Annotated in this window: 14 protein-coding genes and 3 tRNA genes; 4 read left to right on the forward strand and 13 right to left on the reverse strand. The window is 53.8% G+C overall.

The window, feature by feature from the left end; all coding sequences use genetic code 11:
• Nucleotides 1-36 precede the first annotated feature (36 nt).
• The gene (locus GH984_RS02225; protein WP_153718571.1) at nucleotides 37-834 is read left to right on the forward strand and encodes an inositol monophosphatase family protein; all 798 of its coding nucleotides are present in this window, start codon (nucleotides 37-39) and stop codon (nucleotides 832-834) included.
• Here the strand turns inward: GH984_RS02225 and GH984_RS02230 are convergent.
• The 6 genes from GH984_RS02230 to queA form a co-directional block, all read right to left on the reverse strand.
• Nucleotides 831-1643, reverse strand: coding sequence for a UDP-2,3-diacylglucosamine diphosphatase (locus tag GH984_RS02230; protein ID WP_153718572.1), 813 nt, complete (start codon nucleotides 1641-1643; stop codon nucleotides 831-833). The genes GH984_RS02225 and GH984_RS02230 overlap by 4 nt on opposite strands.
• An 81-nt stretch (nucleotides 1644-1724) precedes the next feature.
• Nucleotides 1725-2660, reverse strand: a complete 936-nt coding sequence (secF, locus tag GH984_RS02235; RefSeq protein ID WP_153718573.1) for a protein translocase subunit SecF — start codon at nucleotides 2658-2660, stop codon at nucleotides 1725-1727.
• Between the two features lie 10 nt (nucleotides 2661-2670).
• Entirely contained in the window at nucleotides 2671-4533 is a 1863-nt protein-coding gene (secD, locus tag GH984_RS02240) for a protein translocase subunit SecD (RefSeq protein WP_153718574.1), read from the reverse strand.
• Entirely contained in the window at nucleotides 4530-4868 is a 339-nt protein-coding gene (gene yajC / locus GH984_RS02245; protein WP_153718575.1) for a preprotein translocase subunit YajC, read from the reverse strand. The genes secD and yajC overlap by 4 nt, the downstream gene beginning before the upstream one ends.
• A gap of 30 nt (nucleotides 4869-4898) precedes the next feature.
• On the reverse strand, nucleotides 4899-6008 hold the full coding sequence (tgt, locus tag GH984_RS02250; protein ID WP_153718576.1) for a tRNA guanosine(34) transglycosylase Tgt: 1110 nt from the start codon (nucleotides 6006-6008) through the stop codon (nucleotides 4899-4901).
• Nucleotides 5992-7041: a tRNA preQ1(34) S-adenosylmethionine ribosyltransferase-isomerase QueA gene (gene queA / locus GH984_RS02255; RefSeq protein ID WP_153718577.1), complete on the reverse strand. Its 1050-nt coding sequence runs from the start codon at nucleotides 7039-7041 to the stop codon at nucleotides 5992-5994. Before queA ends, tgt begins: the two co-directional genes overlap by 17 nt.
• A 28-nt stretch (nucleotides 7042-7069) precedes the next feature.
• On the opposite strand from queA, the gene GH984_RS02260 reads away from it, so the two are divergent.
• Nucleotides 7070-7156 (forward strand) — tRNA-Leu (locus GH984_RS02260).
• A 20-nt stretch (nucleotides 7157-7176) separates the two neighbouring features.
• Here the strand turns inward: GH984_RS02260 and GH984_RS02265 are convergent.
• From GH984_RS02265 to GH984_RS02275, 3 genes are read right to left on the reverse strand one after another with little or no spacing between them, the layout of a single operon-like run.
• The gene (locus GH984_RS02265; RefSeq protein ID WP_153718578.1) at nucleotides 7177-7329 is read right to left on the reverse strand and encodes an entericidin A/B family lipoprotein; all 153 of its coding nucleotides are present in this window, start codon (nucleotides 7327-7329) and stop codon (nucleotides 7177-7179) included.
• Nucleotides 7330-7358: 29 nt separating this feature from the next.
• Nucleotides 7359-8012, reverse strand: a complete 654-nt coding sequence (locus tag GH984_RS02270; protein ID WP_153718579.1) for a TIGR04282 family arsenosugar biosynthesis glycosyltransferase — start codon at nucleotides 8010-8012, stop codon at nucleotides 7359-7361.
• On the reverse strand, nucleotides 8009-8725 hold the full coding sequence (locus GH984_RS02275) for a TIGR04283 family arsenosugar biosynthesis glycosyltransferase (protein ID WP_153718580.1): 717 nt from the start codon (nucleotides 8723-8725) through the stop codon (nucleotides 8009-8011). Before GH984_RS02275 ends, GH984_RS02270 begins: the two co-directional genes overlap by 4 nt.
• Before the next feature lie 38 nt (nucleotides 8726-8763).
• Here GH984_RS02275 and GH984_RS02280 point away from each other — a divergent pair.
• Both GH984_RS02280 and GH984_RS02285 read left to right on the forward strand, forming a co-directional pair.
• A tRNA-Ala gene (locus GH984_RS02280) sits at nucleotides 8764-8839 on the forward strand.
• 18 nt (nucleotides 8840-8857) lie between these two features.
• A tRNA-Arg gene (locus tag GH984_RS02285) sits at nucleotides 8858-8934 on the forward strand.
• An 8-nt stretch (nucleotides 8935-8942) separates the two neighbouring features.
• Here GH984_RS02285 and GH984_RS02290 read toward each other — a convergent pair.
• The 4 genes from GH984_RS02290 to GH984_RS02305 are packed head-to-tail and all read right to left on the reverse strand — an operon-like array spanning nucleotide 8943 to nucleotide 13561.
• Nucleotides 8943-9518 (reverse strand): hypothetical protein, encoded by a 576-nt coding sequence (locus tag GH984_RS02290; RefSeq protein WP_153718581.1) that lies wholly within the window; start codon nucleotides 9516-9518, stop codon nucleotides 8943-8945.
• Between the two features lie 4 nt (nucleotides 9519-9522).
• On the reverse strand, nucleotides 9523-10929 hold the full coding sequence (gene der, locus GH984_RS02295; RefSeq protein ID WP_153718582.1) for a ribosome biogenesis GTPase Der: 1407 nt from the start codon (nucleotides 10927-10929) through the stop codon (nucleotides 9523-9525).
• A complete protein-coding gene (locus tag GH984_RS02300) occupies nucleotides 10926-12524 on the reverse strand; it encodes an ABC transporter ATP-binding protein (RefSeq protein WP_153718583.1) in 1599 nt (532 codons plus the stop codon). Before GH984_RS02300 ends, der begins: the two co-directional genes overlap by 4 nt.
• Nucleotides 12521-13561, reverse strand: a complete 1041-nt coding sequence (locus GH984_RS02305) for an ABC transporter permease (RefSeq protein ID WP_153718584.1) — start codon at nucleotides 13559-13561, stop codon at nucleotides 12521-12523. Before GH984_RS02305 ends, GH984_RS02300 begins: the two co-directional genes overlap by 4 nt.
• Nucleotides 13562-13567: the final 6 nt, after the last annotated feature.

The following is a 13567-nucleotide window of genomic DNA, read 5'->3' on the forward strand; positions in this document are numbered from 1 at the left end:
GTATCATTGTGCGTTAAACAGATTCGGAATGCGCACATGCACCCCATGGTAAATATCGCCGTTCGCGCCGTACGCAGCGCGGGCAACATCATTGTCCGAAATATGGACCGTCTAGACCGCCTGCATATTGAGCGCAAGGGCGATAATGACTTTGTTAGCGAAGTCGATCGTATGGCTGAAGATGAAATTCGCGCCATTCTACAGCAGGCCTACCCTGACCATGCGATTGTTGGCGAAGAAGGCGGTGGCAGCGATCAGGCCGAGTATGTGTGGTTGGTCGATCCGCTAGACGGCACAACTAACTTTCTTCGTGGGTTTCCGCATTTTGCCGTCTCGATCGCGCTAACTCATCGTGGTGTGCTTGATGTGGGGGTGATCTACGACCCCGTACGCCAAGAACTATGGACTGCCAAACGTGGCGGGGGCTGTACATTTGAGGGGCGCAAAATGCGCATTGCTCCGCGCACGAGCATTGATGATGCACTGCTTGGAACCGGGTTTCCTTTTCGTCTGCCAGAATACCATCAAGCCTATTTAGGCATGTTCGGGTCTGTACTCGAGAGAGCTGGCGATGTGCGTCGCGCAGGCGCTGCCGCGCTCGATTTAGCCTATGTGGCTTGCGGTCGGCTTGATGGATTCTGGGAAATTGGGCTCAAGCCATGGGACATGGGTGCTGGTGCGCTAATGATTCGAGAAGCGGGCGGCATCGTCGGCGATTTCTCTGGCGGAGACCACTACCTTGAAACCGGCAACATTGTTGCCGGTAGCCCAAAGTTGTTTGCTGATCTAGTGCGAACAATCGGCCCACATCGCGTTTCTGGCATACAACGCTAAGCGGCGCGATTATCACTCCGCTCGTCTGCACGGTTCATGACGGCATCACGCATTTCATTCCAGCGCAGCAATTCAAGCTCACCGGCGTGCGATTCAACCAGCGCTGTGCAGCTTTCTACCCAGTCGCCATCATTGCAGTATCGAATGCCCTCAACTTCTCTGAGCTCGGCATGATGAATATGACCACAAACAAGGCCATCGACCTCTGCCTCACGCGCCTCGCGAATCAACGCCTGCTCGTAGTTAGCAATATACTGCATAGCGTTTTTAACCCGGTGTTTTAGGTGTGCGGCCAAAGACCAGTAAGGCCGTCCTAACGCCTGCCGAATGCGATTTGTCCAATGATTCGCCCGAATCAACCAGCCGTACATTCGCCCCCCGAGCATCGCAATGAATGGGCTGCATTGGACAACGGTATCGAACTCATCTCCATGTAAAATCAATAAGCGCTTGCCGTTTGCGCAGGTGTGGATGTGGCGCAGCTGAATACTGACCCCTTCAATCGTCATTCCGGCATATTCACGCATTAACTCATCGTGGTTACCTGGAATGTAAATCACCTTGGTGCCGCCTCTTGCACGCGCCAGTACATCCTGAATCACGGCATTGTGGCTATCAGGCCAGTGCAGCCCGCGACGACGCATTTCCCAAATATCAATAATGTCGCCCACCAAATACAAAGTGTCACACTCCACCGAACGCAAGAATTCGAGGAGCTCTTCTGCGCGAGCACCACGAAAACCTAAATGCGTATCAGAGATAAAGATGGAGCGGTAGCGGAGCGGTTTCAGAAACTGAACATCAGTCATGATTCACTTTCCCATTGCCACGTTTCACCGAAGGGTACGCGTGTAATGTGAATATCTCGTGACCTTCTCGTATAAATCTGATTACGGCGTTTCCTCTTCCAAGTCTTCGCCTTCCTTAACTGGCGGCACAAGATCTTCACGGCTCACGCCGAGTGCCAGGGCGGCTGACCCAGCAACATAAATCGAAGAATAAGTACCCACGACCACACCGATAATCAATGCTAAGGCAAAGCCGCGTATCAGCTCGCCTCCCAACACAAACAAGGCAATTAAAACCAGCAAGGTGGTTAAACTAGTTACCAATGTTCGGGGCAGCATTTGATTAATCGATCGGTTCACCAACTCAATTGAGGAGCCCTTACGAACACGCACGAAGTTCTCACGAACCCGGTCAAAGACCACAATCGTGTCATTTAACGAATAGCCGATCACCGCCAGCAGTGCAGCCAGCACAGTCAGGTCAAACGTCATTCCAATGAGCGCGTATATGCCAAGTGTAATCACCACGTCATGCGCTACCGCGGCCACCGCACCAATCGCAAAACGGTACTCAAACCGAAAGGCCACATAAATCAAAATGCCGCCAAGTGCGTAAAGCAACGCAAGCCCGCCTTTTTCTGCTAGCTCGGCACCCACCTGCGGCCCAACAAACTCAACGCGCCGCAGCTCTGCATTAGGCTCTGCGGCCCGAAGGACGCCCAAGATTTCGTTACTCACCGCATCACCGGCACCCACATCAGATGGCAGACGGATTAATACATCGCGGGCTGTGCCAAAGGTTTGAACCACCGCCTGATCAAAACCGGCCGACTCTAACGTTTGCCGTACCTCGGCTAAGTCGACCGCTTGCGGGTAGCCCACTTCAACCAATGTGCCGCCAGTAAAGTCCAACCCAAAATCAAGCCCGCGGAAGAATAAAACCGCCACGGCTAACACAATGAAACCCACGGTAATTAGCGCGGCGCGCACTCGATGCGCCATAAAGTCAATTTGAGTTTCGCGTTTGAAAAAGTCCATGGATCCTCCGTTAGATCGCCAGCTTGGCGCCACGACGGCTACCGTAAATAGCATTGACGACCACTCGCGTTCCAAAGATCGCGGTAAACATTGAGCTCACGATACCGATGGACAAAGTGACTGCAAAACCCTTAACCGGGCCCGTGCCAAAAGCAAAAAGAACCACGGCCGCAATTAAAGTGGTGACATTGGCATCTGCAATCGTTGATAACGCTTTCCCATATCCAGCCTCAATGGCTTTTTGAGCACTCGAGCCCGATCGGAGTTCCTCACGAATGCGTTCATAGATCAGCACATTGGCATCTACAGCCATACCCACAGTCAACACAATCCCCGCAATACCTGGCAGCGTGAGTGTTGCTTGCAGCATCGATAGCACGGCCATAATCAAAACCAGGTTTAACAACAAAGCCAGATTAGCGATGAGGCCAAAAACCCGGTAATACATCACCATAAATAAGATCACCAGCAGAAAGGCGACGCCCACTGCGGCCATACCCTGATTGATATTCTCTTGGCCTAGGCTTGGCCCAATTGTACGTTCCTCGATAATTTGCACGGGTGCTGCCAACGACCCGGCCCGCAACAACAAGGCTAGGTTGCGAGCTTCCATTGGGTTATCAAGCCCAGTAATTCGAAAGCGGCTACCGAGCTGCTCTTGAATGCGCGCGATATTAATCACTTCTTCAACTTGCACCTGCTCACGCACAATCTCGTCGTTAACCCGGCGGGCCTGAATTTCCGTTTCCTTAAAAAGCACAGCCATGTGATCGCCCACCCGGCCACCGGTTACTCGGTTCATCACATTACCGCCCGCACCGCTCAGGCGAATATTGACCTCTGCACGGCCTGTCTGGGTATCAATCCCTGACTGGGCATCGGTAATGGCATCACCGGTAATGATGATTTGCCGCTCAAGCAGCACATAACCACCTTGGCGCTCTGGGAATAGCTCGGTTCCCGGTGGAGGGATATCGCCGGGGCGGCCCCGATAAGGGAAGTTCGCCTCATCCACCATCCGAAACTCAAGCGTTGCCGTAGCGCCAATAATCTCTTTGGCACGCGCGGTATCCTGTACGCCGGGCAGTTGAACCACAATCCGGTCGGCGCCTTGCCGCTGAATAACAGGCTCCGCCACGCCAAGCTCGTTAACTCGATTGCGCAACGTGATGATGTTTTGCTCTACGGCAAAATTACGAATTTCCCGCAACTCATCTTCACTAATGGCAATACTCAGCGCGGGTTGGCCATTAACTTCTACCTGTTCAAATACAAGCTCAGGGTACTCTGGCGTGATTTGTGCCTCTGCTGCATCCCGCGCATCTGCCCCCTCAAACACCAAAGAAAATGCGGTTGCCGTTGCGTCATCTCCAACCTGATGGGCAATGGATGACTGCCGCAGTGAGCGACTCATTTCATTGCCATAACGCTCGATGGCTTGGGTGGTAACGGCATCGACGTCAACCTGCATCAGAAAATGCACACCGCCTCGCAGGTCAAGGCCAAGATACATCGGCTGCCCGCCTAATGACCGTAGCCACGCCGGCGTAGCAGCAGCCAAGTTGAGCGCAACGGTATAATCACGCCCTAGCGCTACTGCCAATTCATCGGCAGCAACTGCCTGATCGCTGGCCTGATCCAGACGCACCAAAACATGCGAGTCGGTGGCCTCTACCGCCTTAACGTCTATCTCTAAAGAATCGAGCAGCGCCAGCACTTCACCCTGAGTTGCGGGCGTCGGCGCGGTGCCATCAGCAGAGGAAATCTGCAGCGCTGCATCTTGGCCAAACAAATTGGGTAACGCGTAAATGGCGCCACCCGCAACCACGAGCACGAGTAACAGGTAACGCCAAAGCGGATTTTTATTAATCATTCAGGCTGATCAAGCTTCTGTTTCATTGTGCCTTTAGGCAAAACCTGAGCCACGGCGTTTCTTTGTAACCGCACTTCTAACGCGTCTGCAAGCTCTACGCTAAGGAAGTTATCGCCAACCTCAGTAATCCGCCCTACCAAACCACCGTTGGTCAGCACCTCATCACCCTTTGTGAGCTCCTGCACCAGCTTCTTATGCTCTTTGGCCCGCTTTTGCTGCGGACGGATTAGCAGAAAGTAAAAAATCAAAATCAGCGCAAGCGGAAATAATAAAGCGGTAATACCGCCACCTGCTTCACCCGATTGAGCCATCGCTGTGCTAATAAAGAAATCCATGCAACACCCCTTGGTTTTAAAAGCTCGACATTATGTCATACCCGAGCGACGGGAATAGAACTGCCGTGTGAATTCATCTAACTGTTCGGCTTCAATTGCTTGGCGAATCTCTGCCATCAGCCGCTGAAAATATCGTAAATTGTGAATGGTATTGAGACGCGAGCCTAGCATCTCGCCGCAGCGATCCAAATGCCGCAGGTATGACCGCGAGTAATGCTGGCAGGTATAGCAATCACAACCGGCTTCAATTGGCTGGGTATCGTTCGCAAAACGCGCATTGCGCAGCCTAAGCGTGCCCGCGTCGGTATACAAAAAGCCATTGCGTGCATTGCGCGTTGGCAAAACGCAATCAAACATATCAATACCGCGGGCCACACATTCCACCAAATCTTCAGGCCGCCCCACCCCCATTAAGTAACGCGGGCGATCGACAGGTAGATGAGGCCCCAACGCATCAAGCACACGAAGCCGCTCCTCCGGCGGCTCACCCACAGACAATCCGCCCACCGCATAGCCATCAAAACCAATGCGCTGCAGCCCCTCTAAAGAGGCCATTCGCAGATCATCAAACATTCCACCCTGCACTATCCCAAATAGAGCAGAGGGATTATCACCGTGCGCTATGCGGCTGCGCTCGGCCCACGCTAAAGAGCGCTGCATCGAATCACGTGCCTCATGCCACTCCACCGGCCACGGCGTACACTCATCAAAAATCATCACAATGTCAGAGCCCAAGGAGCGCTGAACAGCCATTGAACGCTCAGGATCTAAAAACACCGCACTACCATCGACAGGCGACTGAAAGCTGACACCGGCATCCGTAATGCGCCGCCCCTCGGCCAAACTGAAAACCTGAAAGCCCCCCGAATCCGTCAGGATAGGGCCATCCCAGTGCATAAAATCATGCAAATCGCCATGCGCCTCAATAATCTCTGTGCCAGGCCGCAACATTAAATGGAAGGTATTACCCAACAGAATTTCGGCCCCGGAGGCGCGAACCTCTTCAGGCGTAACGCCTTTAACCGTGCCGTAGGTACCAACCGGCATAAAGGCAGGGGTTTCTACTGAACCACGTGCAAACGTTAAACGACCGCGCCGCGCTAACCCCTCATGACTCCATGTTTCAAATTTGAGCGTCATCACTGCCCCCATTTGGCAGAATGAACATCGCATCGCCATAGCTAAAGAATCGATACTCTTGCGCTATCGCATGAGCATAAGCAGCAAGAATATTCTCTCGACCGGCCAATGCGCTGACCAGCATCACTAAGGTCGAGCCCGACAAATGGAAATTAGTCAGTAGCCCTTCGACTACGCGAAATGTAAATCCCGGATAAATAAATATCTCTGTATCTCCTGCGTACGGCTTTAACTGCCCGTCTACCGCAGCAGTTTCCAGCGCACGAACAACCGTTGTGCCCACGGCAATAACCCGCCCTCCACGCGCTTTGCACTCGGCAACAGCCGCTACCGTCTCTTCTGGTACCGACAGCCATTCCCGATGCATATGATGCCCTTCAACCGTATCACTGCGCACCGGCTGAAAGGTTCCGGCTCCCACGTGCAACGTGACTGTTGCCGTTGTGACTCCCTTCGCGCGCACTGCCTCTAACAAAGGCTCATCGAAATGCAGACCGGCAGTTGGGGCCGCCACAGCGCCCGGTTTGCGAGCGTAAACCGTTTGATAGCGCTCACGATCCATCGGTGTATCGGCCCGATTGATGTAAGGCGGCAAAGGGACATGCCCTACGGCTTCCAGTAAGTCCGTTAACGGTTGGTTTTGGGGGAATTCGAGCTGAAAAAACGATCCCTCTCGCCCCACCACCTGCACGGTAATGTCTGGGGCGATTAGTAACGAGGAACCCGGCTTTGGCGTTTTGCTTGCCCGCAATTGCGCCAAAGCCGCATGCGGCCCCGTTAAGCGCTCGAGGAGAATCTCAACCGCCCCACCAGTTGGCTTTTGCGCGAATAGCCGTGCGGGGATAACACGGGTATCATTTAGCACTAATAAATCTTTTGGATCTAGGTACTCAAGAATATCGCGGAATTGGCGATCTAAAACGGCGCCCGTGGCTGGCGATAGCACCAGTAGCCGGCTATCGGTACGATTAGCGGGTGGCTCGGCCGCGATAAGGGATGGCGGGAGATCAAATTCAAAATCGCGGACTTGCATCGATGCCTGCTATACTCCTAAAAAATTTGCCGGGGTGGCGAAACTGGTAGACGCGCCGGATTCAAAATCCGGTTCTCGAAAGAGAGTGCGGGTTCGACTCCCGCCCCCGGCACCACTCTTTATTTTAAGCGCGCTTTAATCAGCGTTTTCAGCAGCCTTGCCTTCTAAAGCTTGGCCTAGGCCTTGGATATCTTTGCCTAACCCTTCCATGGTGTTACAACCCACCAGCAACAACGCCACCAAAACCACTCCCGCCAAAGATAAACGTTGTACTAAACGGCTTTGCATTTTCTTGATCTCCTAATCATTCAAAAAATTCAGTCTTCATCATACCCAGTGCGCGTCGCTTTGTGCCAAAAAAATGCAGACCCCTGTTGCTGCTGCCAAGCCTTTAAGTCACTGAGCGTATCCAAATCAGCTGCGGGGGCCAGCTCCACTAAATTCAAACCAGCCGCTCGACACTGCTTCTGCGTTGCATTCATGACGCCCGCACTTCCCCAGGGAATCTTCTGAAAAACAACCGGTAAAGGCCGACTCAACCCGATAAGTGTGTAGCCGCCATCACCCGCTGGCGCCACAACTACATCTGCCCTGTTCTTAAGCTGCTGGATGGCGTTGCTAAAATGCGCAGCCGTCAGCTCAACTGCGTCTGCGCCGATTAACAGCACCGCATCGGCGCTGCAGAGTTCCTGCTTCGCTACGGCATACAAACGCTGTCCTAAATGCCCTGGCCGTTGTGCTTTTAATTTAGCTTGGTAGCGCCGCGTCAAACCCCGCAAAAAGGGATGCCGCTGCGGCGTGTACCAAACTGTTAGCCGCGCCGAGCCAAATTTAGCTGCGGTTTCCACCACTGATTGACACATCTGCTGATAAAAAAAACGGGCTGCACGGTGACCCACGCTCGCTGCCAAGCGAGTTTTCACCCGTCCGGCCACTGGTGCCTTCGCAAACACACCAATGGCAACTTTCATCCCTTTTGCTCCGGGCGGTACTGGGCAGCTAGCACTGACGGCGAAACGCCGCGCCAATATAGCCAGCGTACCCACCACATACGTAACTGGGTGCGCAAAAGTCCACCAACCTCCCACCGCCGGCCAGAAGTACCCAACTTGCGCTTAAACCGCTGCGGCCGGCCAAATTGCCGCCGCAGGGCAGCACTCATTGCCACATCCTCCATTAAGGGCTGCTCAAGAAAACCACCTACCGAAACAAACGCTTGACGATGAATCAGCAACCCCTGATCACCGGTCGCAATACCGCTCAAGCGAGACCGTAGATTCATAAAAAGCCCAATCACTTTTAACCCTTTCGACTGCCCCTCGATCCACACATCACAACACGCCCATGCGCGCACATCACCACAGCGTTGCATGATTTCGGTAATCAGCATGGGGGTAACCCTTGAGTCAGCATGCAGAAACCATAACCACTGGGCATCGGTCGCCTTAGCGCCCGCATTCATTTGCCGAGCGCGTCCTTTAGGGATAACTAATACCTGATCAACCTCGTTACCCAGTCGCGCGACAGTGTCATCAGTGCTTTCACCATCAACCACAACAATCTGTGCGCCCTGATCGCGTAGTGGCGCCAACGATAGCAACAGATCACGGATTCCATCGCGCTCGTTAAGCGTTGGAATGACCACGGCGAGTTGATTGAGTTTGAGCGGGGGCTCTGGTGGCATTGCTCCCATTCCTAGTGCTAGACTTTCGCCTTGATTGAGGGGCCGTAGCTCAGTTGGGAGAGCGTCGCGTTCGCAATGCGAAGGTCAGGGGTTCGATTCCCCTCGGCTCCACCACTCCTTATTTTCCCAATCGCCCCGGTAGCTCAGCTGGATAGAGCGATCGCCTCCTAAGCGATAGGTCGCAGGTTCGAATCCTGCTCGGGGCACCATCCCCTTTTTATTGCGCCGGTGGTGATGCACCCATCCAATCCAAGGGGAGCTTCAAATCCCACTGCGCCTGCTCGGCGTTGACTCGCATTAAGCGAAGTATTTCATGACAGTGTGGCCGCGTTAAGGCAAGACCAGCAATCGGCTGAGGTGGCATTTGCTGATCCGGCTCCGCCGGCAAGTTTTGCCCAAGCACCGCCACGATAATCCCCTCACCTTGGGCTTCGACCCGCGCCTCAGTAATCAAATAATGCGTCCATGTCTCGGGCGCAGGCACCGCCTCAGCCGGCGCTCCTGGCTCACCTTCCTGCTCACGCTCCTGATTAGCCTGCGCGGCAAGCTGCGAGCGGGCACCGATATGCTCAAGCGCCATCACCGTATCGTGCGCTTCATGACCTTCACCGGCAGGATGGCTTTTCTTTAAGACCGTATTGATGTGGTTAATTAAGCCCGTTAACGCTCGACGTGATAACCAGCCTACTCGGCCTTCGCCGGAGGCCATGGTCAGCACCATCGCCATGCGATCTTCCAATCCCGAATAATTGAAACGAATTTGGTGAACCCGCGGAAAATTCAACTGACTCATAAGGTTATTTTCGCTTTACATGTTTAATCAAACGCGCACGTTTACGCTCTTGTCGCGGCGTTAAGCGATTGCGCCGACCCGAAAACGGATTGTCTCCCGTTCTTAACTCAAGCCGAATCGGCGTGCCCCATAAGCGCAACATTTTACGATAATGGTTAATTAAATACCGCTTATAAGACGCTGGCAACGAGGATGTTTGGTTGCCATGCACCACAATCGTGGGTGGGTTTCGACCCCCTTGGTGTGCATAACGTAACTTGATTCGACGCCCCCGCACTAATGGCGGCTGATGCGCTTCGGTGGCTTCTTTAAGAATACGATTAAGCTCAGGCGTGGGTAACTCACGACAAGCCGACTCGTCAACTCGTACCACTTCCTCAAGTAAGCGGCCAACGCCAGTGCCATGTAACGCGGAAATAAATCGCGGTCGCGCAAAATCTAAAAACCCCAACTTCACATCAAGCTCACGTCGAATACGCTCACGGGCATTGGGCTCCAATCCATCCCATTTATTGACCGCAAGCACCAGCCCCCGCCCTGCCTGCATCACATGGCCGATTAAGTGCGCATCTTGGTCTGAGATCTGTTGCTGTGCGTCTAAAACCATAATCACGACGCGCGCGGCTTCGATGGCCTGTAGCGTTTTAATGATGCTAAATTTTTCAACCGTTTCATGCACGCGGCTGCGACGTCGCACGCCGGCCGTATCAATCAGCACAAAGGCCTGTCCATCTCGCTCAAACGGCACTTTAATCGCATCTCGGGTGGTGCCGGGCATGTCGTATACAAGCACGCGCTCTTCACCAATCAGTCGATTAACCAGCGTGCTTTTGCCTACATTAGGGCGCCCAACAATGGCCACGGGAATGCCGCGGGTATCGATCGCCTCGTTGCCCTGGGCCTGACTTTCCTCATCAAACCCCTGATCGGCAAGCACTGCTTCAATCAGTTGGCGCACACCCCGCCCATGCACAGCCGCAATGGGCCAAGGTTTACCTAGCCCTAAAGAATGGAAGTCTGCGCCAGCCACATCCGGATCAACCCCATCGGTTTTATTCATAACCAGCCAAACCGCTTTGCCGCGCTCTCGAATTTCACGGGCAAGTGCATCGTCGCCGGGTGTGACTCCAATGCGTGCATCCACAAGCAACAACACGATGTCCGCCTCATCCAAGGCGCGCATTGCCTGCCGCTGCATGTGATGCCAAGTTGCATCATCTGGCTCGCCAAGCCCGCCAGTATCCACCACCACATAGGGCACCGGGCCCACTCGCCCCATTCCGTACTGTCGGTCGCGCGTTAGCCCCGGAAAATCGGCAACTAGCGCATCCCGTGTTCGGGTTAATTGATTAAATAAGGTGGATTTGCCGACATTAGGACGGCCGACCAAAGCAATGACAGGGTTTTTCATGACGCGATCATAGCAGCCGACAGCAATCGTTGGGTGTATTGCTCACGCGGTGCATCAAAAATATCTTTTGTAGACCCGGTTTCTACAACACGGCCACCCTGCATCACCATGACCCGATGGCTCATTGCGCGTACAACTGCTAAATCATGACTGATGAATAGATACGCCAAACCATAACGCGCCTGCAGCCCCCGAAGCAGCTCAATCAGCTGACTTTGAACGGATCGATCTAAAGCCGATGTGGGTTCATCTAAAATGATCACGCGTGGCTTTAGAACCATGGCACGGGCAATTGCCACACGCTGTCTTTGCCCACCAGACAACTCATGGGGGAAGCGCGGCGCCAGGGCTGCTGACAGGCCGACCTCTTCAAGCGCCTCGCACGCTAATTGGTCACGTGTTGCACGATCATGACCCATCTTGTGAACCGCCAGCCCCTCACCAATAATCTGTGCCACCGACAAGCGCGGGCTCAAACTGCCAAAGGGATCTTGAAATACCACCTGCATCTGGCGGCGCAATGGACGTAAGGCCTTTAAGGAAACACCCATAATATCTTGGCCGCCTAATCGAACCTGACCGCTGGCCGCTTGCAAACGTAATAACGCCATCCCAAGTGTTGTTTTGCCAGAGCCACTCTCGCCAACAACCCCCAGCGTCTCGCCGGCCCTCAGGTTCAGGCTAATATCGTCCACCGCCTTAACATGGCTTGCAACACGCCCAAGCAACCCTTTGCGTTTTGGAAACCACACGCGCAGGTTATTGGCCTCAAGCGCTACGTCATGACTTGCCACTGCCGCTGGCTGCCCCTTTGGCTCCGCATCAATTAAAAGCCGTGTATAACCGGTTTTAGGCGCTTGAAAAATGGTCTCGACAGGCCCCTGCTCTAAGATCACGCCATCACGCATAACGGCCACACGATCTGCCACCCGACGCACCACATTGAGATCATGACTGATCAAAAGCATAGCCATGCCAAGACGAGACTTTAAATCATCCAGCAAATTCAGGATCTCGGCCTGAATGGTCACATCTAATGCTGTCGTGGGCTCATCGGCAATCAGCAAACGCGGATTATTTGCGATAGCCATTGCAATCATGACCCGTTGCCGCTGCCCACCGGACAGTTGATGCGGAAATGCCCCGAGGCGCCCGGCCGCTTCGGGCAGTTGAACAAGCTCAAGCAACTCGACAATGCGCTCACGCGCCGCGGCAGCCCCCATCCCCTGATGAATACGCAGCGTCTCACCAATTTGCTTTTCTATGCTGTGCAGGGGGTTTAAAGAGGTCATTGGCTCTTGAAAGATCAACCCCATCGCCGCGCCACGAAGCTGACGTAGCCGCGGTGGGGGTGAGCCCAGCAGCTCTTCACCGTCTAGCTGAATACTGCCACGGGGGTGATGAGCCAGCGGGTACGGCAATAATTGAGGGATGGACAATGCTGTCATTGACTTGCCCGACCCACTCTCGCCAACCAATGCCAGCGTTTCACCGGCCGACAGGGTAAAACTCACCTCTTTAACGGCCCAATCATCAGGGTTTTGCGCACCAAAACTAACCGCCAAGTGCTCAATTGCCAACAAAGGCGCGCTCATTTCGGCTTCTCCGCTAGCGCCTTGCGGGGGTCAAACGCATCGCGCGCTGCTTCACCGATAAAGACTAACAAGGTCAGCATAATCGCAAGAGTAAAAAAGGCGGTTAAGCCCAGCCACGGCGCCTGCAGGTTGGCTTTGCCCTGGGCTAGCAACTCACCTAGCGACGGTGAACCAGGCGGTAAACCAAACCCCAAAAAATCCAATGAAGTGAGTGTGGTAATTGATCCTGTCAAAATAAAAGGCATAAACGTGACCGTGGCCACCATGGCATTGGGCAACGCATGTCGAAAAATAATCACCCAATCGGAAACACCCAATGCTTTTGCCGCTTTAACGTAATCAAAATTACGCACACGCAAAAACTCTGCCCGCACCACCCCAACTAGCTGAGTCCAGCTAAACAGCAGCATAATGCCTAACAGCCACCAAAAATTGGGCTGTACAAAGCCCGCCATAATAATTAACAGATACAGCACGGGCAGGCCCGCCCAAATCTCGATAAATCGCTGGCCATACAGATCGGTTCGGCCACCGAAATAACCCTGCATCGCCCCCACGGCTACACCAATTAGCGAACTTGCAATCGTTAACACAAGCCCAAACAGCACAGAAATACGAAACCCGTAGATTAATCGTGATAACACATCACGAGCCTGATCATCCGTACCAAGCCAGTTATCCGCCGATGGCGGTGCTGGCGCAGCACTCTCACTGGCAAAATTAATGGTGCGGTAGTGATAGCGCACCGGTGGCCATAGCATCCAGCCATCAGCCTCGATCAACTCGGCAATAAACGGGTCGCGATATTCAGCCTCGGTTGGAAAATCTCCACCAAACGTTGTCTCGGGGTAGCTCACCAGCACCGGGAAATACCAATCGCCGTCGTAATGCACCAACAGCGGCCTTTCATTGGCAATGAACTCAGCGCCCAGCGAAAGCACAAACAATACCGAGAAAATCCAAAGCGACCACCAACCGCGTCGATTGCGCTTAAACTGCGCCCAGCGCCGCTGATTAATAGGGTTTAGCCGTGGCATACTCTG

Origin of the sequence: Spiribacter salilacus, assembly GCF_009649225.1 — a bacterium.
In the GTDB taxonomy this organism is placed as follows: Bacteria; Pseudomonadota; Gammaproteobacteria; order Nitrococcales; family Nitrococcaceae; genus Spiribacter; species Spiribacter salilacus.